General features: G+C 31.8%; 21 protein-coding genes. 15 read left to right on the top strand and 6 right to left on the bottom strand.

The genetic code is table 11. The features are described 5' to 3' along the window. Positions 1–32 precede the first annotated feature (32 nt). Positions 33–1,007: a D-alanine--D-alanine ligase gene (locus tag ACYX4H_RS09625; RefSeq protein WP_476236043.1), complete on the bottom strand. Its 975-nt coding sequence runs from the start codon at positions 1,005–1,007 to the stop codon at positions 33–35. A gap of 130 nt (positions 1,008–1,137) precedes the next feature. Here ACYX4H_RS09625 and ACYX4H_RS09630 point away from each other — a divergent pair, with 130 nt between their 5' ends. Further along, positions 1,138–1,698, top strand: a complete 561-nt coding sequence (locus ACYX4H_RS09630; protein WP_476236044.1) for a PASTA domain-containing protein — start codon at positions 1,138–1,140, stop codon at positions 1,696–1,698. A gap of 6 nt (positions 1,699–1,704) precedes the next feature. Then, the gene (locus tag ACYX4H_RS09635; RefSeq protein WP_475294252.1) at positions 1,705–2,739 is read left to right on the top strand and encodes an RluA family pseudouridine synthase; all 1,035 of its coding nucleotides are present in this window, start codon (positions 1,705–1,707) and stop codon (positions 2,737–2,739) included. A gap of 6 nt (positions 2,740–2,745) precedes the next feature. Here ACYX4H_RS09635 and ACYX4H_RS09640 read toward each other — a convergent pair whose 3' ends face one another. After that, positions 2,746–3,621, bottom strand: a complete 876-nt coding sequence (locus ACYX4H_RS09640; RefSeq protein WP_476236045.1) for an AraC family transcriptional regulator — start codon at positions 3,619–3,621, stop codon at positions 2,746–2,748. Between the two features lie 116 nt (positions 3,622–3,737). On the opposite strand from ACYX4H_RS09640, the gene ACYX4H_RS09645 reads away from it, so the two are divergent. The 6 genes from ACYX4H_RS09645 (at position 3,738) to ACYX4H_RS09670 (ending at position 11,335) form a co-directional block, all read left to right on the top strand. After that, positions 3,738–4,640 (top strand): carbohydrate kinase family protein, encoded by a 903-nt coding sequence (locus tag ACYX4H_RS09645; RefSeq protein WP_476236046.1) that lies wholly within the window; start codon positions 3,738–3,740, stop codon positions 4,638–4,640. 11 nt (positions 4,641–4,651) lie between these two features. Beyond that, positions 4,652–6,160, top strand: a complete 1,509-nt coding sequence (locus tag ACYX4H_RS09650; RefSeq protein WP_476236047.1) for an L-fucose/L-arabinose isomerase family protein — start codon at positions 4,652–4,654, stop codon at positions 6,158–6,160. Then, entirely contained in the window at positions 6,144–7,031 is an 888-nt protein-coding gene (locus ACYX4H_RS09655; RefSeq protein ID WP_476236048.1) for a class II fructose-bisphosphate aldolase, read from the top strand. Before ACYX4H_RS09650 ends, ACYX4H_RS09655 begins: the two co-directional genes overlap by 17 nt. Positions 7,032–7,165: 134 nt before the next feature. Beyond that, positions 7,166–7,768, top strand: coding sequence for an MCP four helix bundle domain-containing protein (locus ACYX4H_RS09660; RefSeq protein ID WP_476236049.1), 603 nt, complete (start codon positions 7,166–7,168; stop codon positions 7,766–7,768). A 100-nt stretch (positions 7,769–7,868) separates the two neighbouring features. Next, complete coding sequence (gene yaaA, locus ACYX4H_RS09665) at positions 7,869–8,627, top strand: peroxide stress protein YaaA (protein WP_476236050.1); 759 nt, start codon at positions 7,869–7,871, stop codon at positions 8,625–8,627. A gap of 191 nt (positions 8,628–8,818) precedes the next feature. Continuing rightward, positions 8,819–11,335, top strand: coding sequence for a glycoside hydrolase family 2 protein (locus tag ACYX4H_RS09670; protein ID WP_476236051.1), 2,517 nt, complete (start codon positions 8,819–8,821; stop codon positions 11,333–11,335). Positions 11,336–11,453: 118 nt separating this feature from the next. On the opposite strand, the gene ACYX4H_RS09675 is transcribed toward ACYX4H_RS09670, so the two are convergent. From ACYX4H_RS09675 to ACYX4H_RS09685, 3 genes are all read right to left on the bottom strand, one after another. Further along, on the bottom strand, positions 11,454–11,918 hold the full coding sequence (locus ACYX4H_RS09675; RefSeq protein WP_476236052.1) for a RidA family protein: 465 nt from the start codon (positions 11,916–11,918) through the stop codon (positions 11,454–11,456). A gap of 55 nt (positions 11,919–11,973) precedes the next feature. Further along, positions 11,974–12,882: a 3-keto-disaccharide hydrolase gene (locus ACYX4H_RS09680; RefSeq protein ID WP_476236053.1), complete on the bottom strand. Its 909-nt coding sequence runs from the start codon at positions 12,880–12,882 to the stop codon at positions 11,974–11,976. 83 nt (positions 12,883–12,965) lie between these two features. Then, positions 12,966–13,619, bottom strand: a complete 654-nt coding sequence (locus ACYX4H_RS09685) for a YceI family protein (RefSeq protein WP_475294242.1) — start codon at positions 13,617–13,619, stop codon at positions 12,966–12,968. A 157-nt stretch (positions 13,620–13,776) separates the two neighbouring features. Here ACYX4H_RS09685 and ACYX4H_RS09690 point away from each other — a divergent pair, with 157 nt between their 5' ends. The 7 genes from ACYX4H_RS09690 (at position 13,777) to ACYX4H_RS09720 (ending at position 20,956) form a co-directional block, all read left to right on the top strand. After that, positions 13,777–14,337: a nucleotide exchange factor GrpE gene (locus tag ACYX4H_RS09690; protein WP_475294241.1), complete on the top strand. Its 561-nt coding sequence runs from the start codon at positions 13,777–13,779 to the stop codon at positions 14,335–14,337. Positions 14,338–14,346: 9 nt separating this feature from the next. Beyond that, entirely contained in the window at positions 14,347–15,462 is a 1,116-nt protein-coding gene (gene dnaJ, locus ACYX4H_RS09695; protein WP_476236054.1) for a molecular chaperone DnaJ, read from the top strand. Between the two features lie 296 nt (positions 15,463–15,758). After that, complete coding sequence (locus ACYX4H_RS09700; protein ID WP_476236055.1) at positions 15,759–16,688, top strand: ABC transporter ATP-binding protein; 930 nt, start codon at positions 15,759–15,761, stop codon at positions 16,686–16,688. Positions 16,689–16,691: 3 nt separating this feature from the next. Beyond that, positions 16,692–18,002: an ABC transporter permease gene (locus ACYX4H_RS09705; RefSeq protein ID WP_476236056.1), complete on the top strand. Its 1,311-nt coding sequence runs from the start codon at positions 16,692–16,694 to the stop codon at positions 18,000–18,002. 2 nt (positions 18,003–18,004) lie between these two features. After that, complete coding sequence (locus ACYX4H_RS09710; protein ID WP_476236057.1) at positions 18,005–18,880, top strand: mechanosensitive ion channel family protein; 876 nt, start codon at positions 18,005–18,007, stop codon at positions 18,878–18,880. A gap of 70 nt (positions 18,881–18,950) precedes the next feature. Further along, entirely contained in the window at positions 18,951–19,790 is an 840-nt protein-coding gene (locus tag ACYX4H_RS09715) for a DUF6268 family outer membrane beta-barrel protein (protein ID WP_476236058.1), read from the top strand. A gap of 2 nt (positions 19,791–19,792) precedes the next feature. After that, a complete protein-coding gene (locus ACYX4H_RS09720; protein WP_476236059.1) occupies positions 19,793–20,956 on the top strand; it encodes a sigma-54-dependent transcriptional regulator in 1,164 nt (387 codons plus the stop codon). 47 nt (positions 20,957–21,003) lie between these two features. Here the strand turns inward: ACYX4H_RS09720 and ACYX4H_RS09725 are convergent, their stop codons facing one another. After that, positions 21,004–21,762 carry a hypothetical protein gene (locus ACYX4H_RS09725; RefSeq protein ID WP_476236060.1) on the bottom strand — a complete coding sequence of 253 codons (759 nt, stop codon included), beginning with the start codon at positions 21,760–21,762 and terminating at the stop codon, positions 21,004–21,006. Positions 21,763–21,826 lie beyond the last annotated feature (64 nt).

The raw sequence follows: 21,826 nt of genomic DNA on the forward strand, positions 1-21,826 counted from the left end.
TATAAGTAAATAAAAAATAAAGATTATGTCAATTATTTTAAGGCTTCTTCAATGGCATTGTCAAATAAATCGGCAAGCGTAATGCCCGCTATGGCGGCTTGTTGCGGTAGTATGCTTTCTTTGGTTAAGCCTGGTACGGTGTTTATTTCTAGTAAATGTGGCTCATTATCTTTAAAAATAAATTCACTTCTAGAAAAACCAGTCATTTTTAAAACATCATATACTTTGGCGGCTAAAATGTTTACTTTGTTTTCTTGGTTTTTGGTAAGTCTTGCTGGTGTTATTTCTTGAGATTTTCCTAAGTATTTTGCTTCATAATCAAAAAAATCATTTTCACTAACAATTTCGGTTATAGGTAAAACTTTAGTTTCACCTTTAAAATTAATGACCCCAACAGATACTTCGGTACCATCTAAAAATTGTTCAATTATAATTTCGTCATCTTCTTTAAAAGCAACATTAATAGCGTTTTGTAAATCTTCTTTTTTATGCACTTTTGAAACGCCAAAACTACTACCAGCTTTATTAGCTTTTACAAAACAGGGTAAGCCTACTTTTTTTATAATAGCATCTTCATTAATAATATCACCTAAATTTAAGTAATATGATTGGGCTGTTTTAATACCATAGGGTTTTAAAATACTCAAACAATCGCGCTTATTAAAGGTAATTGATGCTTGGTACATGCCACAACTTGTATGCGGAATGCCCAAAAGCTCAAAATAGGCTTGCATATAACCGTTTTCGCCAGGGGCACCATGGATGGCATTAAAAACACAATCAAACTTTAATGTTGTGTTATTAACGTTGGTGGTAAAATTATTTTTATCAATGGTAAATTCATTATCATTAGCATCAACATACACCCATTTATCTTTAAAAATGTGAATGCGGTAGGCGTTATATTTTTCTTTGTTTAAAGTGTTGTAAACAACGTTTCCGCTTTTTAATGAGATTTGATATTCACTAGAATATCCGCCCATAATAATGGCAATATTTTTTTTCATTTAAGTAAGTTAAGTGTACGTCTAAAACCAGTGATATTTCGTATTTTAATTTATAAGCTAAAATATCATATAAATTGCAAAAGAAAAAGCAGTTCTGTTTTTATATATTTGCGTATTCAAAATTCTGCCCATGAGTATTATTAAATTTTTAGTAAGCAAAGCTTTTTTTAAGCAAGTATTATTAGCTGTAGTGGCTGTAGTTGTATTGTGCTATATTATGTTAATGTGGTTAAAAGGCTACACAAACCATGGCGATTTTGAAACGGTACCAGATTTAAAAGGAAAATCTATTAGTGTGGCTCAAATGGCACTTAAGGATAATAACTTGGTAATGCAAATACAAGATTCGTCTAATTATAATCCAGATTTTCCAAAGTTTTCAGTAATAGAACAAGATCCTGTTGCTGGTGCTCAAGTAAAAGAAAACAGAAAAATATATATTACTCTAAACCCTTCGGGTTACAGAAAAATTGAAGTGCCAGATTTAAGAGAGCGTACTTTTAGGCAAGCAAAACCAAATTTAGAAGCTTTAGAATTTGTTGTTGGAAAAATTACTTATGAAGACAATATTGGTAAAGATTTAGTTTTGAAAATGTATCATAAAGGCAATTTATTAAAACCTGGAGATAAATTACCAAAAACATCAGTTATAGATTTGGTTTTAGGTAACGGTAATAGGCCAAGTAACTAGTATTTAATGGAAGATTACACACCACAGTTACCCGAAGACGATAGTTTGCACGAACATTATTCATTTACCGTAGGAAAAGGGCAAACCCCTTTGCGTGTAGATAAATATTTAATGAATTTTATTGAAAATGCCACCCGAAATAAAATTCAAGCGGCCGCAAAAAACGGTAATATTTTTGTGAATGGTGTAGCTGTAAAGTCAAATTATAAAGTAAAGCCCGATGATGTTATAAAAGTAATGTTTGAGCACCCAACCTACGAAGGTTTGCTAGTTGGTGAAAACATACCTTTAGATGTTGTTTATGAAGATGAAGAGCTTTTGGTGGTAAACAAGCCGGCAGGCATGGTGGTGCACCCTGGGCACGGTAATTATGCTGGTACATTAATAAATGCGCTTATTTATAGGTTTGATAATTTACCCAATAACTCTAGTGATAGGCCTGGTTTAGTACATAGAATAGATAAAGATACAAGCGGACTTTTGGTGGTTGCTAAAACCGAACACGCAATGAATCATTTATCAAACCAGTTTGCCCAAAAAACAAGCGAGCGTGAATACGTAGCACTTGTTTGGGGTAATGTTGAAGCTGATGAAGGAACAGTAGAAGGCAACATAGGAAGACACCCTAAGAACAGGCTACAAAACACCGTTTTTTTAGGTGATGAAGCCGAAAAAGGTAAACCAGCCGTAACACATTATAAAGTTTTAGAGCGTTTAGGCTATGTAACACTAATATCTTGTAAATTAGAAACAGGGCGTACACATCAAATACGTGTACATATGAAACATATTGGGCATACACTGTTTAATGATGAGCGTTACGGTGGCGAAAAAATACTTAAAGGCACAACATTTACAAAGTACAAACAATTTGTAGATAATTGCTTTAAGGTATTGCCAAGGCAAGCATTACACGCAAAAACATTAGGTTTTCAACATCCAAAAACGGGTGAATTTATGCGTTTTACTTCAGTAGTTCCTAATGATATTCAGCAATGTGTTGAAAAATGGCGTAACTACTCAAAACATCAAGAATTATAGTGGTTTTTACGCTATAAAAGGGTGAACAGATTTAAAAATAGTTTTACGGTATTCGTGTGGTGTTATTTGCATGTATTTTTTAAACTGTCTATGAAAAAAAGCCATGTTTTCATAACCACATTTAAAACTTATATCAATTAGCTTATCGTTAGTTTCTTGTAAAAGTATACAAGTTTTTCTAATTCTAAATTCATTTAAGTAATTTGTAAAACTTCGGTTAAATTGTGTTTTGAAAAATTTACAAAAAGCACCAACTGATAAATGGGTAATGTTAGCTACATCATTAAGTATAATTTTTTTATGATAGTTTTGCTCTAAATAATCTAAAACAACCTTGGTTCTATAATCTGTTTTTTCAGAAAATTGAAAAGCGTCTCCTTCAACAGATAATAGTTTAGTAGCTTCACAATGCGATAAATCTGTTAAAATATCTAGAAAATGTATAAGCTTTTTATCGGCAGGTAACGTTAATAAATCCAGCATTTTTTTGCCAATGGTTTTGGTGAAACTTGCATTTGTAAATTTAATACCAGCACTGGCAATTTTAAGCATTTTTTTTAATGCTTTTAACTCTTTGTTCGTATTTAAAAAACCGTTTAAAATGTAGGGTTCCCATTGTAAACAAATAGATTTTACACCGCCGCTGTAGTCTTTTTCATTTATCCAGCAATGGGGTGTGTTACTGCCAATAAGCACTAAATCTCCTGCAAAAAAATTATCAATACTATTGCCAACATGCCTAATGCCGCTGCCTTTTAAAATATATGTAAGCTCAAAATCTGCATGGTAGTGCCAAGGTGCGGTAAACTTTGTTTCTTCAAATATAAAAGCTAATACCGAACTGTTAACATCATGTGTAATATGTTCTAATTGTGGTTTCATGTGTTTGGCTTTTATAAGTTACTTCAAATTTAATTAAAATAGTACATGTTTTGATGAATTTTACATTTAAAATAATTCTATTTCACTAATACCTTTGAAGTATTAAAATATACGTTATGAAAGTATTGTGTAGTGGTTTAAATGTTGTTGACCTTTTGGTGTCTGTTCCTTCAGAAATTAAAGTGGGTTATAAAAACGAAACAGAAGGCATAAAAATGCAAGGTGGCGCTCCTGCAGGTAATGCAGCATGTGCATTATCTTCCTTGGGTTTTGAAACCTATTTTTTAGGTTATTTAGGAGATGATGCATTAAGCATTGTAGCGCAAAATGAATTGAAAAGGTTTGGGGTAAAAGATGATTTTTTATTTTTTAGAAAAGAAGCATCTCCAGCTGTGGCTATTGTTCAAGTAGACGATAAAGGCGAGCGTACAGTTTTATATTCTATGGAAAATTATATACCATTTTCATTTTTAGATGTAAGCGAAAATCAAATAGCAAAATTTGATTTAATATTAGTTGATGGTTATGATACCGAAATTAATCTACACCTTTTACGCTTAGCCAAACGCTTTGGAATACCTACTGTTTTAGATATGGAATCTGGCAATTTAGAAGTTATGCTACAAATGTTAAAATTAAGTACGCACCCTATTTTGCCTCTTGAATGTGCTCAAAATATTACGGGTAAAAAAACAGCCGAGGCCTGTTTAAAATCATTACAAAACCTCACAACAGGGCAAGTTGTTATAACTGATGGAGCAAATGGTGCTTTTGCAATACAAGATAAATTAGTAATTCATCAGCCGTCATTTAAAGTAAAAGTTGTTGATACAACAGGCTGTGGTGATGCCTTTCATGCGGCTTATGCAGCTGCATTATTACAAGGGTTTTCTTTAGAAAATAGACTTTTATATGCAAGCTTTTATGCATCAGAAGTTGCAAAATATTTTGGCGGACGTACTTATTTGCCTACAGCAGAATTTATGCAACAAAATGCACCAATATTAGTAACAAACTAAACTATTCTAACATGGAATTATTAAACAATATATCAGTTAAAAATGGCATTGTTAGCCATTTATTTGAAAAGGTTATAACACCTGCAAAACCAGCCTACGTATCAAAAATTGCTTTGGTTGGTATTGGTTTAGAAGAGCATTTTAATTGGCAATCTATACTTTCAAACTACAATAAAGCAAAAAACAGTTTAAAGCAGGTATTGCCAGTAGATAAATTTGAGCTTACAGCAGCAAACCAGCCACTGCAAACTAAAGAAGAAATACATGAGTGGTTACAGAGTATGCATGCTCAAAATATTGATGGATTAATAATATACCAAGCATCATTTATTGCGGGAGATTTGGCGGCAACTCTAGCACGTTGGTTAAACCAAAATGTTATACCGGTACTAAGTTGGTCGCATGATGAGGTTACTGGCGGGCGTTTATCAAACAATCGTTTATGTGGCCAAAATTTCTTGTTAAATATTTTTAATTCATGCGGAGTCAAGTATTCGTGGTTGTTTGAATCTCCAAACGATGTTGATTTTGAAGACAATATTCTAAAATTTGCAAAATCTGTATACACCGTGGCCTCAATAAATCAAAAAGCAGTTGGTATGATTGGAGGGTTTAGAGTACCTGGTTTTTATGATTGTGAATTAAATGAATTAGCACTGTTAAATCGTTTTGGAATAAAGGTAGATAGAATTGATTTTCAAACCATTTGGCAACATGGTCAAAAATTTTCAAACGCCATAATTTTTGAAATAAAAGAAGAGTTGCTCCATCATCCGTTATGTAAATTTAATAATGTAACAGATGAGCAAATTGAAAAATCTATTCGTTTATCACTAGCTGTAGCAGATTATGCAAGAATTAATGATTATTTAGGCATTGGTTTAAAAAACTGGCCAGAATTGTTTGATCACTACGGAATTGCTGGCGATGGTGCCGGTGCATTAATTCAAGATTTAGGAATTCCTGTTGCAGATGAATCTGATATGGGAGCCCTCTTAACTATGGTGCTTATTAATCAATTAAGTTTTGGCGAAGGTATTCCAACATTAGTAGATTTATCGTTAGTAAATAAAGAAAAAAATCACATTGGTTTTTGGCATTGTGGTGGCGCACCAACAAAATTAATAAAAGAAGAAACAGGTTATGAAGTTAGAAATCATAGCATTTTAGAGAATTTTGATGAAGCTAGTAGCGTAGGGATGTTGTTAGAGTTTTTACACAAAGAAGGCCCTGTAACCATAGCTAAATATCAATATCCAGATGCTTCAAAGGTGTTGGTTTGGGAAGGTGAAATAAAAACATCTGAAATGGCATTTAGAGGAAGTTATGCCGAAGTAGCACCTCTTAAAAATTCTGCAGGTAATATTTTGAGCACTGTATTAAATAATGGTTTAGATCATCATTGGATTATTGGTAGAGGCTATTTGCAAAAAGATTTAAATGAGCTTAACCATTGGCTAAACATTACAAATATTAATATTGAACAAAGCAAAAATCAGTTATATGGACACAGTAATTAAACAACCGCCAAAAATTGTTTACAATCAGCATTTTAATAGTTTAAAAGACTTATTTATTGATTACCGAAATACACAACGTTGTTTACCAGCGTTTAATGTAAACGATAATTATGATTTGAAAGCGGTAGTAGAATCGGCTAATGAAATGGATACACATGTCATGGTAATGACGTATCCGCCGGTAGCAGAACTTAACACGCCAGAAGTATTTCGTTCGCTAGTTGATGGATTTAAAAAACACGCAAACAATAACGTTTACCTGCATTTAGACCATAGTACATCGGTAGATTTATGTAAACGCGCTATTGATGCCGGATATGATTCTGTAATGATTGATGGTTCTCAAGTATCATTACAAGAAAACATAGCCATGACCAAACAAGTAGTTAATTATGCAAAATCTGCGGGTGTTGTTGTTGAAGCCGAAATAGGAAAAATTATGGGCCGTGGCGTAAAAGTGCAGTGTGATGATGATTTTTTAGCTAGTGTAGACCACGTAAAACAATTATATAAAGAAACAGATGTAGATATCATTGCTGTTGGTATTGGTACAGCACACGGTTTTACACCTACAGAGCCTAAAATTCATTTTAATAGGTTACAGGAAATAGCCAATGCAGTGCCTGTTCCTTTAGTCTTACATGGTGGTACTGGTATACCTGATGCAGATATACAAAAGTCTATAAAAATGGGCATGAGTAAAATAAATATTGGTACCATTGTGCATACAACATATATGAAATATGCCTTAAAAGAAATTTTAAAAGCCGGTGATGCAGCTTATCCGCCATTTATAATGAATGAAGTATTGCCAAAAATAAAAGCTGTAGTAAAAAACAGATTACAAGCTGTAAACTATCAAAAAGCTTAAAGTTTTAATAATTAATTAGTGATTGTTTTTGTTTAACAGAAGAAAGCCTACCTATAATGTTAAAGGTGGGCTTTTTTTATGGTTTTCTTTTTTTAAATAATTATTTTTATACAGTAACTAAACTAAAAAAAATAATGACTGTATACAACAAAATAAAATGGGTTTTAGGCATTTTAATAATCTTTGTTTTAATTGTAATTACCAATTTGGTAGACAGAAATAACTTTGTAAGGGTAAGAGATTCTGTAGAAACAATTTATGAAGATAGACTTGTTGTAAAAGGACTTATTTTTGAAATGCAAGCAGCTATTCATCAAAAAGAAATGGCTGCGGTTTTAATAGACTCTTCGTTTTTTAAAATTAAAAATTCAACATTAAATTCTGCACTTAAAGAGCATATTCAAGCTTATGAAATTACTAAGCTAACACCCAAAGAAAATAATGAGTTTACAAATTTAAAGTCAAATTTCACAAAATTACAAGCAGCTGAAAAAGCGTATGTTAATTCAAATTTTCAAACTAATAATAACGTGTTGGCTTCAATTTCTAAAATAAAAACTAATCTGCAAAGTTTGTCAAAAATCCAGTTACAAGAAGGTAGTAGGCAAATGGCAATAAGCCAAAAAGCTATTGATACTGTTGAACTTTTTACCCAAATGGAAATATATTTATTGGTGTTTTTAGCATTGGTTGTTCAAATTATAATTTTATACAACCCCAAAAAAGAAAATAAATAATTCGCATAAATTTATTTTATAATTACATTACAAATACTTTTAAATACCACCTTAAATACTTAATAAGTAATTGTAATTTTGAGTAATAAATAAAACCTCTATGAAATTAGTTATATCTCCAGCAAAATCGTTAGATTTTGAAACCAAATTGCCAACAAATACACGCACTGATGCTGTTTTTTTAAAAGAAGCAGAACGCTTAAATAAAGAACTTAAAAAAAAATCGGCTAAAAGTTTGTCAAAGCTTATGAGTATTTCTGATGCTTTGGGGCAATTGAATTATGAGAGAAATCAATCATGGCGTTTACCGTTTTCAGAAGAAAATGCAAGACCTGCAATTTATGCTTTTAGTGGCGATGTTTATAAAGGTTTAGATGCATATACTATTCCGCAAGAAAAATTAAATACATTACAAAATACTGTAAGAATTCTTTCGGGTTTATATGGTTTGCTAAAACCAACAGATTTAATACAACCTTACCGTTTAGAAATGGGTACAAAAATGCCTATTGGAACTAAAAAGAATTTGTATGAATTTTGGAAAAATAAAATAACTGAAGCTTTAAATAATGAATTAACAGATGATGAATTGTTCTTAAATTTAGCTAGTAACGAATATTTTAAAGCTGTAGACAATAAGGCATTAAAAGTTCCTGTTGTTACTGCTAATTTTAAAGATTTTAAAAACGGGCAATACAAAGTTATTTCATTTTACGCCAAAGCAGCACGCGGTATGATGGCGCGTTACATAGTAGATACTAATGCAAAAACAATTGATGATTTAAAAGGTTTTAATTACGAAGGTTATGGTTACAGTGAAGAAATGTCTTCAAAAAATGATTTAGTTTTTATAAGATAAACGTTCGCTATCTAAAATATTGAAAACCACCAACTAATTGGTGGTTTTTTTATGCTTGTACAGTTTATGTTAGGAAAAAAGTTTTTTGTTTAGTATTTGTATATAAAACATTAGTTTATATATGATTATAATCATATAAATTTGGGTATTATAATTTTAGTTTTGGTAATCAATGATAAACTCTAAATAATATGAAAGTATTAACTAAACACAAACTATTTCTATTACTAATATTTTTAGTAACGGCAACAGTTGCACAGCCTAATACCATGGTTTCTCACACAGAAAACAGTCAATTAATTAGAAATTTGAGTGGTGTTAAATGGAAAATGAAAATGATGTTGCCAGGTGAAGGTGTTAAAAAAGGATTACATCAAATAGCACCAGAAGATATTGAATCACTTGTTTGGAATCATGCCAAAGTACCCGGAGATGTTTACACAGATTTGTGGAAAGCTGGTATAATTGAAGACCCGTATTTTGGAAGAAACAGTACAAAAGCACAATGGGTACAGCAGTATGAATGGTGGTATTCACACCAATTTCATGTAAGTGAACCTATAGATAATAAAGTGGTTAAAATAATTTTTGAAGGGGTTGATTATGCTTGTGATGTTTGGTTGAACGGGCACTATTTAGGTAGGCACGAAGGCGCTTTTTCAGGTTTTTCATTTGATGTTACAAAGTATTTAAGAGTTTCAAAAAAACGTTTAGAAAGCACAAATATGCTTATGGTTAAGTTAGATCCGCCACCACAAGTAAATGCTTTAGTAGCAGGAAAAAAAACACCTTGGTTTGGTGATTATTGGCGCGATATTGCCCCTTTTGGTATACATAGAAATGTAAAAATGGTATCAACCGGCACAGTGCGTTTTGATGATGTGTATGCAAATACAAAAATTAATAAAAATGGATCAGCTAATGTAGCATTAGAATTAACTGTTGAAAATACAGAGCCTGTATCTAAAACCATGAATTTTATAGCTACAATTCAAGGTAAAAACTTTTCGTCAAAAATTAATACAGTAAAATTTTCGGCTGTAATAAATCCAGGAATTCATAAAATTAAACATACTGTTTTAATTGAAAATCCAAAACTTTGGTGGCCATGGGATATGGGAAAACCAAATTTATACAAAGCTAGAATATCATTAAAAGAAGGAAATGTAAACCATGATTTTAATGAAACTACCTTTGGCATTAGAGAAGTAACCTCTAAATGGAATCCCGGTTTTAAAAAAGGAGTAGATGTTAGTTTTCCGCGTTCAACATACATAAATGGTAAATTCCATTTTATTCGTTCAGCATGTTGGGGTGGGCCACCAGATATTTTTGTTGGAAGAACAAATTTAAACGAATACAAAAAACTTATTCAATTAGCAAAAGATGCCAATATGAATAATATTAGAATTTTTGGTTGGCATCCACCTGAAATTCCAGAGTTTTATGAGTATTGTAATGAAATGGGTATTACCGTTTGGCAAGATATTATTCCATTAGGCACAGGAAATATTCCAAATGATGAAAAATTATTAGGCGAAATTTTTAATGAAGGAGTTCGTGTTATAAAAGAACGCAGAAATCACCCCTCACTAATAATGATGGAAGGTGGTGAAGAAATGTTATTAAGAACCAGAGACGCTCACTTTGGAAGAGCCTTTTTAGAGCGCTTAGGCGATTCATTGCAAGCTTATGCCAACTTGCCTTATGTACCAGATTCACCACTAACTTGCGAAGTTTCAAAAGAAGCAGGTTTTAAACCAAAAGAAGCACACCATGCATTACGCTATTTTTACGGTATGGGTAAATTCTTGCATGAAGATTGGTTACAAACTTTAGAGTATCCAATAATTCCTGAGTTTGCAATAACATCGGTACCTTCGGTTGAGAGTTTAAAAAAGTTTATTCCTGAAGATGAATTATGGACACCCGGTTTAAGTTGGGGGCATCATTGGGCAGATTTGGTGCGTTTGCGAATGCAAAACTGGGATGTTTTTAATGATGAAATGACAGGTTCTTTAGAAGAATTTGTAAACGCAACACAAGATGCCCAAGGTGTTATTTTTCAAAATGGAATAGAATATTTTAGAAGACAAAAACCAAACTTAAGCGGTATTGCACTTTGCCATTTTATTACCTATTGGCCAGATATGAAATGGGGTATTGTTGATAGTTATCAAAAACCAAAACGTTCTTACAATTTTGTTAAAAAAGCATATCAACCATTATTAATTAATTTGGCTTTTACTAAGCGTAGGTGGTCTAAAAACGAAACTTTTAAAGGCGAGTTATGGGTAGTAAATGATTTGTTTGAAGATTATAAAAATTGTAAAGCATCTGTAGTTTTTAAAGATGAAAAAGGAAAAACTATACAAAATGAAACCTTTAATATAGGTACAGTAAAAGCTAATAGTGCTGTGAAGTTTGAAAGTATATCCGCCAGTATTTTAAATAAAGTTGAAAAACAGTTTTTAGTAACTTTAGAGCTAACAAATGCTAAAGGTATTGTGGTTTCAAAAAATGACTATTTTTTCTTAATAGGAAATCAAAACGAAGCAACTAAAAAGTTTAATGCTTGGGGAGTGAAACGTCATAAATTAGAGTCTGAGTATGGGTATCCAAATTACTATCGCTTTTTTGATGATTTTACAAATGATACATACCAAACAAAAACACAAACGCCTAGAGCTAGAGGTTTTGGTGAGTAAGTAACGGCATTATATATGTAATATTAAAACAAAATTTTTAAGAAGGGTATTTGTGTGTATTCAGCCTAAATTAATAATGTTATTATACATAAATACCCTTATTAACTATTAATACAAACTACTCTAATGTTTTTATAGTAAAAGAAGCCGTAAGCCCTACACTAAAGTTTCTAGGAGGTTTATGCACGCCAAAAATAGCTCTAGCATGTTTTCCTTTTTCTTCTAAAACATTTAAAAACAAATCTGAAGCGCCATTAACAACTTCAGGAGCGTCATCCCAATGGTCTGCAGATTGGTAATAAGCATCAATATGGTTTAAACCAATAATGTTTTCAAAACCAATATTTTTATCAACTTGAGCCAATACATTTAATGCGCAAAGTTGCATAGCATTATAACCTTCTTCAGTAGAAATATCATTACCTAAGCGCCCTTGGTATTTAAATACATCATTTAAAATAGGAAACTGAATGGCAATATAGGCTATTTGGTTTCTAATATTTACTGAAACGTAGCTGCCTCCGGGAGTTGATACGTTTGGTAATGTTAAGTTAAGTATTTTAAGTTTTTTAGAAATATTCATGATGTTCTTTTAAAAAATACTTTTAAAATTACAGGCTTTAAAATTTTAATTAGCTCTAATACTCACAACTTTCGGGCTTATTTTTCACATAGTAACTTTTATAGTTTTTAGCTTTTTTATCCATGCAACCACAAAGGTTTAGTAGTTTTAAGTTTTTAAAATCAATAGGACTGCTTTCGGCTTGTAAAGCAATGTAGCCTTCGGTTAAAATATGGCCTTTTTTTGCAATCCAGTTATTTTTTGTTTCAACAATTTGTGCTTTATCCCAATCTTTACCAGCTTGTTTTTCAGTAATAAAACCTCCGTTTATTTGTGGTTTTTCAAAACGTAAAACACTAGAGTTGTTTATAATAAATTCCATGTATTCACCACCCATAACTGTAGCATCAACATGCACCCATTGGTCTCCGTGATATGTTTTTGATGATGATTTAATACAATGATCAAAATTAATGGTATCATTCATAACTACAGCAGTTCCGGGTGTGCAAACATTGCCAGTAGTTCTGTTTGCGTTACCTAAACCACCAAGTAATTGTAACTCAACTGATACTGGAAATGTTTGTCCAATTTCATTACTTGCAGCCGATTGTGAGTGTAACATAACACCACTGTTTCTAACATTCCAGTGCGATCCGCCTTCAATCTGTTCGCCTACAAACCTATAATCAAAACTCAATTTGTAGTATGAAAACGGTGTTTTGTAATACATATGCCCAAATTTGTTATTAAAATTAGTGTAATTATCATAGCGCACACGTATCATACTATCTTGTACTAAAAAGGTGTTTTTGTAATTGTCGTTTAACTGGTGTCCTGCAAATTTAATTTCCCAATTACTTAAATCTTTACCGTTAAAAAGTGATATCCAGTTTTCAGTATCAGTGTTATTGGTGGTTTCGGTATTGGTTTTGCATGAAAAAAATAGAGCAGTAATACAAAAAAGTAAAATAGTATGTTTCATAGAGGTTTAGTTGGTTAAATAAAAAAGCCACCTAAAAATAATTAAATAATTTTAGGTGGCTTGGTGTTTTGTTAAAAGCTATGTTATTTAGTAGCTTTTACAGTAACTTGTAATTCAATATCATCGTTAATAAACTTATCTCCAAGGTTGTCAAAAAATGATTTTGAACCATATTTTACATCCCATTTAGAGCGGTCTATAGTAAAAGTTTCACTAGTTAATGTTAAACCGTTATTAGCAGTATTAACAGTAACAGGAATTGTAATGTTATTAGTTTTTTCTTTTAAAGTTAAATTTCCAGAAAGCATTGTTTTGCCTTCGGCTTCACTCATGCCAGTAATTTCAAAAGTGGCATTTGGGTATTTTTCAACATCAAAAAAATCGGCATTTTTAAGGTGTCCAGTTAATTTTCCATTACCTTCATCTTCAGCAGGAATATCTAAAACAACAATAGAGTTCATATCAATAGTAAAAGTACCACTTGCAATTTTACCATCAGTAATTTCAAAAGAACCATTACTTATTTTAATTGTGCCATCATGTGAGCCTGTTGGTTTGTAGCCCTTCCAAGCAATAGAAGATTCAGCAGTGTTAACTGTATATGTCTCTGCTGCTACTTCTGCAACGGCTGCCTCTTCAGCGGCCTTTGTTTCTGCCTCTTTAGCTTTGTCTTTACAACTAAAAGCCGTTAATGTTAAAATAGCTAATGCGCAAATAGATAAAATGTGTTTTTTCATTTTTAGTGATTTTTGTTAAGTAGTGTAAAGTTAGGTAAATGAAGCGAAACCAAATCATAAAAAAAAATTAAAATATTTTAGTGACATTTTGACATTTTTATAATAATGGCAGTACTTTTGCCAACCAAATGTGTACTTACATAAATAACATGTAACAATGAGCAACAAAGAAAAAAATACAGATATAGAGCAAGACCAAGTGGAGGCTACACAAACTGAGACTGTAGAAAAAGAAGAAAACAAAGAACAACCAAAAGAAGAATTAACGGTTGAAGAAAAACTGCAGCAAGAAGTAAAACAAGAAAAAGACAAGTTTTTACGTCTTTTTGCAGAGTTTGAAAATTATAAAAAGCGCACATCAAAAGAGCGTTTAGATTTATTTAAAACAGCCAATGAAGAAGTTATGGTAGCGCTTTTACCAATTGTTGATGATTTTGAGCGTGCCTTAACACACATTGAAGAAGATAAAGAAGCCGAAGAATTACGTAAAGGTGTTGTGTTAATTTACCAAAAAATGCTATCTACCCTAGAGCAAAAAGGCTTAAAAGCAATTACTGTTGAAAAAGGTGATGTTTTTAATGCAGATGCACATGAAGCTGTAACACAAATACCTGCGCCAACCGATGATTTAAAAGGAAAAATTATTGACGTAATTGAAAAAGGATACAAGTTAGGCGAAAAGGTAATTAGATTCCCAAAAGTAGTTATTGGGCAATAAAATATAAACATGGCAAAAAGAGATTATTACGAAGTATTAGGCATAAGTAAAGGCGCAAGTGCTGCCGAAATTAAAAAAGCTTACCGCAAAAAAGCAATTGAATTTCATCCTGATAAAAATCCAGATGATAAAGATGCTGAAGCTAAGTTTAAAGAAGCAGCCGAAGCATATGAGGTTTTAAGTGATGCCGATAAAAAAGCACGTTATGACCAATTTGGCCACCAAGCGTTTGAAAACGGTAGCGGCTTTGGCGGTGGCGGCATGAATATGGACGACATCTTTAGTCAATTTGGTGATATTTTTGGCGGTGCCTTTGGTGGCGGGTTCTCTGGTTTTGGCGGTGGCGGTGGCCAGCGTAGAGTTAAGGGTAGTAACCTTAGAATTAGAGTAAAACTTACTTTAGAAGAAATTGCCAACGGTGTTGAAAAGAAAATTAAAGTAAAACGTAAAATACAAGCACCTGGTACCACATACAAAACATGTTCAACATGTAACGGTACAGGGCAAGTTACACGTATTGCGAACACTATTTTAGGTAGAATGCAAACAGCATCTCCGTGTAATGTTTGTGGTGGCGCAGGACAAGTTATTGACAAAAAACCAGCTGATGCAGATGCACAAGGGTTAAAAATAGTTGAAGAAACCGTAGCCATTAAAATTCCTGCAGGCGTTGTAGAAGGCATGCAATTAAAAGTTTCTGGTAAAGGAAACGAAGCTCCAGGAAATGGAATTGCCGGCGATATTTTAGTGGTTATTGAAGAAGAAACTCACGATAAATTACAACGCGAAGGCGATAATTTACATTATGACTTATATGTAAGTTTCCCCGATGCGGTTTTAGGTACATCAAAAGAAATAGACACTGTAACAGGTAAAGTACGCATTAAAGTTGAAGCAGGAGTACAGTCTGGTAAAATTTTGCGCTTACGCGGAAAAGGTATACCAAGTATAAATGGTTATGGTAAAGGAGATTTATTGGTACATGTAAATGTTTGGACACCTAAAACGCTTAATAAACAACAAAAAGAGTTTTTTGAAAGCATGCGTGAAGACGAGCATTTTGACCCAAAACCCGAAAAATCTGATAAATCTTTCTTTGAAAAAGTTAAAGATATGTTTTCATAAAAAAGCATTACTTTTTTAAGTGAAAACACATTAATTACTGGCATTTAAACCATTAAATTGTAAGTTATATGCCATAATTGTAAAAAGTATTGAAAAAAGAATTATATTTGAACTATCACTAATTTATATTAGTGGTAATTTTTCTTTTTCATAGCAATTTTTTTCCCATCCTTAATTTTTTTAAGGGTGGGTTTTGTTTTTTTAGCCATTAATTTCTTCTTATTTATAACAGTTATTACCAAAACTGTTATACAAACTTTTTATATTTACAATCTATCACTACAGATAAATAAAATATGAGTAACTTATTAGAAGTTAACCAAGTTTCAAAAAGTTTTGGAGATTATAAAGCACTCAATAACGTATCGCTTAATGTGCCAAAAGGTAGTATTTTTGGTCTGTTAGGGCCCAATGGTGCTGGTAAAACAACGCTAATTCGTATTATAAACCAAATTACCATGCCCGATGCAGGAACAGTGCATTTAGATGGTGTTCCATTAAACCCTTCACATATTAAAGATATTGGTTATTTACCTGAAGAACGTGGTTTATATAAATCTATGAAAGTGGGTGAGCAAGCCTTGTATTTAGCGCAATTAAAAGGTTTGAGTAAAACCGAAGCTAAAAACCGATTAAAATATTGGTTTGATAGACTAGAAATTGGCGATTGGTGGAACAAAAAAATTCAAGAACTATCAAAAGGAATGGCACAAAAAATACAGTTTGTTGTAACCGTATTGCATAATCCTAAATTATTAATTTTTGATGAACCTTTTTCTGGCTTCGACCCCATAAATGCAAATTTAATTAAAGACGAAATTTTAAATTTAAGAGACAACGGAGCCACGGTTATTTTTTCAACACACCGTATGGAATCTGTTGAAGAGTTATGTGATGATATAGCACTTATAAACAAATCTAACAAGCTAATTGAAGGCAAGCTCATTGATATTAAAAGGCAGTATAAAACCAATACCTTTGAGGTAGGTTTAGAAGCCGAAAATAAAGAAAATTTAAAAACTTTATTAGCTGAAAAGTTTAGTATTTCAAACGCAAATTTTAAATCTTTAAACGATGATTTAAAGCTTAATATTAAACTTTCTGAAAATGAAAAAGCCCAAGATTTAATAGCTTTTTTAAATAACCAAGCGTACATTAATCATTTTGTTGAGGTTATACCTAGCGCTAATGATATTTTTATTCAAACGGTACAGAATAATAGTTAAAAAATGAATCATTTACCACTAATAATAAAGCGTGAATATTTAACCAAGGTTAAAAATAAATCATTTATTGTAATGACTATTTTAAGTCCTATAATAATGATTGCGTTAATTGCTGTAATTGCCTATTTAACCAATTTAAATAATGAGAAAGTTAAAACCATTTCAGTGTTAGATGAGTCTGGTTTGGTAAAAGAAATATTTCAAAATACAACCCAAACACATTATGATATTTTAGATAATGTGTCATTAGCAGTTGCAAAAGAAATTGTAAGCACTACATCAAACTACGGCTTGCTTCATATTGAAAAAATAAACAGTTTAAATGAAGTTTCAAAACATATAAAATTTTATTCTGAAGAGTCGCCTTCGCTTTCAGTTATTTCAGATTTAGAACGAAAACTAGAAAAAAAGTTAACCAATTTAAAGTTACAAGAAGCAGGTTTAAATGTGGCGCAAATTGAAGCTTCAAAAGTACGCATTGATATTGGGCAAGAAAATTTCACGGGCCAAGAATCATCAAAAATTGATAGTGTTATTAAGCTTGTTTTTGGTTGCGCTGCAGGTTATTTACTTTTTATGTTTATTATAATTTATGGTAACATGATAATGCGTAGCGTTATTGAAGAAAAAACTAGCAGAATTATAGAGGTTATTATTTCTTCTGTAAAACCAGTACAGTTAATGTTAGGTAAAATTATAGGTACATCATTAGCAGGTATTACGCAGTTTGTAATTTGGGTTGTTTTTGGCGGTGTTTTAATGACAATAGTATCATTAGTTTTAGGTATAAATTTAATGGAAGCTACTCCACAGCAAGAAATTGCAGCAATGGCAGCACAAAGTAGTGATGTTGAGTTTTATTTTGAATCGTTTAAACAAGCCTTAAGCCATATGCCATTAATAAATTTAATTGTAGCATTTGTATTTTTCTTTATAGGTGGCTATCTGTTATACAGTTCTTTATATGCCGCCATTGGTGCAGCAGTTGATAATGAAACAGATACACAACAGTTTATGTTACCTATTTTAATGCCGTTAATTTTGGCGGTATACATTGGTATTTTTACGGTAATTGAAGATCCACACGGAACCGTTTCAACCGTTTTCTCGTATATTCCATTAACATCACCGGTAGTTATGCTTATGCGTATACCTTTTGGTGTACCTATATGGCAACAGTTGTTAGCATTACTAATTTTAATAGGTTCGTTTATGCTCACTGTTTGGTTTGCAGCAAAAATTTATAGGGTTGGTATTTTAATGTACGGTAAAAAACCAAGTTATAAAGAGTTAATTAAATGGCTTAAATATTAAATATGCCTCAAAGTTTAGAACATATTGAAGAGTCTATTGCACAAAGTTCATTATGGACTTCCATTAAGAAATTTTTAAATCTACATATAGATTTCACCGATAAAATAAGTGTTTCTATTCTAGATTTCTTAATAGTAATAACGGCTATTTTTTTAACAACCATTGTTTTGCGTGTGTTGTTAAGGCTTATAACAAGAAATCTTCCGCAAGATGATAAAACTAAATTTAATGTAGTTTACGGTTATTTTAGGTGGCTTATTTACATTGTTATTTTATTAATTACGTTACATTCTGTAGGCGTTAATGTTACAGCGGTATTTGCAGCTTCGGCAGCCTTGTTAATTGGTATTGGTTTGGCTTTGCAAACCTTATTTCAAGATATAATTTCGGGTGTTTTTATATTAATAGACCAAAGCGTTCATGTAGGCGACATTATTGAAATTGATGGAAAAATAGGGCGTGTTGAAGAAATTAAATTACGCACAACAAGGGCTGTTACTATAGATAATAAAGTACTTGTTATTCCAAATCATTTGTACTTAGAAAACAGTTTGTTTAATTGGACACAAAACGGTACAACAACCAGAGAATCTGTAAATGTTGGTGTTGCTTATGGTAGTGATGTACAACTGGTTAAAAAATTATTGTTGCAAGCTGCAAGCACACATCCTGATGTAATTAGCGAACCAGAACCAAGTGTTATTTTTGCCGATTTTGGTGATAGCGCCCTAAATTTTAAACTAGTTTTTACGTTAAACGATAGTTTTAAAGCTACATTTCCAAAAAGTGATATTCGTTTTGAAATTGATAAATTGTTTAGAGAGCACAATATTAGCATACCGTTTCCGCAAAGAGATATTCATATTATTAACAAATAAAATCAATATTATTTTTCAGAACATAAAAAAATTATCAAAGCAATCTGGCATAGTAACTGTGTTTCTGTGTTTGTGTTTTCAATTATGCAACGCCCAATTAACAGATTTGGCACGTTTAGAGTATTCTTTTATACCTAAAAGTAAATCGCCCAATCAATACACAAAAATTAAGGCGTTATTTAATTATCCTATAAAATTAAAACCGCATACCTACTTAGTTTTAGGGGCAGAATACAATAATATTTTTTTAAATATTGAAGCAGATTACCCTTTTGATACTTCGGCATTAAACACTATTCATGTTATAGATTTAAACATAGGATACACTTTTAAATGGAATGATAATTGGCGTTTGGGCATTAAATTTAATCCTAGAATTGCCTCAAATTTAGAACAGTCGTTAACATCCAATGATTTTTTTATAAATGGAGGTGTTTACACGGTTAATGATCGATTAAAAGACCAAACACTTAAACGCCCATATAGGTTAGTGTTGGGTTTAACGTATAATGCCACTACAGGCTTGCCATTTCCGTTACCATTTGTTAGTTATTACAGAGAAATTAATAACCATTGGAGCTTTAATTTGGGTGTACCAAAATCTAATTTAAAATATGCCATAAATACTCAAAATAAAGTGCAAACTTTTGTAGGTTTAGATGGGTATTTGGCACATTTACAAGGTGGTATAAATGTAAATGGTGAAATTGCAAACAACGTGTCTCTCTCTGTAATTGTGGGTGGTTTAGGTTATGAATATTTGTTTACAAAACATTTGGTAGGGTATTTGTATACAGGTTATACATTTAGATTAAATAATGTATTACGAAACAATAATAGAGATGAAATTTTTAAATTAGACGACGTAAATGCGTTTTATTTAAGAACGGGGCTCAAATTTAAAATATAATTATGCCAAAAATATTAATAATTGAAGACGAAGCCGCTATTAGGCGTGTATTAGTTAAAATACTATCTGAAGAAAGCGATACCTATACGGTTGAAGAGGCCGAAGACGGTTTAGTAGGTATTGAAAAAGTGAAAAATGAAGATTATGATTTAATACTTTGTGATATTAAAATGCCTAAAATGGATGGTGTTGAAGTATTAGAAGCCGTTAAAAAAATAAAACCAGAAATTCCTATGGTTATGATTTCTGGTCATGGAGATTTAGATACTGCTGTAAATACCATGCGTTTAGGAGCTTTTGATTATATTTCGAAACCGCCTGATTTAAACAGGTTATTAAATACTGTACGCAATGCTTTAGATAGAAAAGAACTTGTTGTTGAAAATAAAATTCTAAAGAAAAAAGTTAGCAAAAAATACGAAATGGTTGGTGAAAGTGCTGCAATTTCTCAAATTAAAGAAATTATAGAAAAAGTAGCACCAACTGATGCGCGCGTTTTAATTACAGGCCCCAACGGAACAGGTAAAGAAATTGTGGCACATTGGTTACACGAAAAAAGTGATAGAGCCAAAGCAAACATGATAGAAGTAAATTGCGCAGCAATACCAAGTGAACTTATTGAAAGTGAGTTGTTTGGTCATGTTAAAGGTGCTTTTACTAGTGCAAATAAAGACAGAGCTGGTAAGTTTGAAGCAGCAAATGGAGGTACTATTTTTTTAGATGAAATAGGTGATATGAGCCTATCGGCTCAAGCAAAAGTACTTAGAGCATTACAAGAAAATAAAATACAGCGCGTTGGTAGTGATAAAGATATTAAGGTGAATGTGCGTGTTATTGCAGCTACCAATAAAGATTTAAAAAAGGAAATTGCCAATGGTAAATTTCGTGAAGATTTATACCACAGGTTAGCCGTTATTTTAATTAAAGTGCCTGCTTTAAATGATAGACGTGATGATATTCCGTTGTTAATAAACCACTTTACAGATAAAATTTCAGGCGAGCAAGGTACTGCTAAAAAAACATTTTCAGATAAAGCTATTAAATTACTACAAGATTATGACTGGACGGGTAATATACGTGAATTACGTAACGTTATTGAGCGTTTAATAATTCTTGGTGGCAGTCAAGTAAGCGAAGAAGATGTAAAGCTTTTTGCTGCTAAATAAATAATTATTTAAACATCATCCTATAATTTTTATAGGATGATGTTTTTTTAAATATCGTTTAATTCGGCCAAATAATTCTGTGTTACTTTTTTAGTGTTTTCAATAAAATAGGCCTTAATATCTTCGGTGTTTTTTTGTAGCAGTTCTGCGTTATTCACACTATTAATACTAAGTGAAGTATTACTGCCAAAAGCTTTTAAAAGGTTGTTGTAAGTTTCAATGTTAACAGTAAGTGCCTTATGGTATTTGTTAATAAGCGCTTCTTTTTCTAATGTGGCAGCTTTTGCTTTTTGAGCCTCTAATTGCTTAGTTATTTCGGCTTCTTTTTGTTTTAAAGCCAAACGTTGTTGCTCTAAACGTTGTTGTTCAGCTTGTAAATCATCAATAGCACCTGTAGCATTACTGTTTGTAGTAACTGCGGTAGTTTCTTCAACATAATTATTAGCTGTAAATTGGTTTAAAGCCGTAATGCTATTTTGTGCAATTTCCTTGGCTCTTTTTACAAAAAAGCGGCCATCTTCAAAAGTTTCTTGGTTTTCAACCTTTTTAAGCAAATCTGCAGCATCAATAGCTAAATTATAAGCACTTTCACAACCACAGTTTTTTAGGTTTGTTTGGGCTTTTATAAAAGATTTTAATGATCTATCGGCATAATATTTTAAATGGTCTATGTTGTTAGACTCATAAGAATCTTTCACATTTGAATACGCATAAATTAAATTAGAGTCGGCTTCGGCACAGTAATCTTGCGCTATCAGTATATTAAAAGCAAAAAAGCTTAATAGAAAAAAGGTAGTTTTTTTCATCTTCAATTTGGGGTTAATTAGTAATTGTAGGTGTTTCAAAAATATCAAAAACATATTTAATGCG

This window comes from Seonamhaeicola sp. ABD4_340 (genome assembly GCF_056312135.1).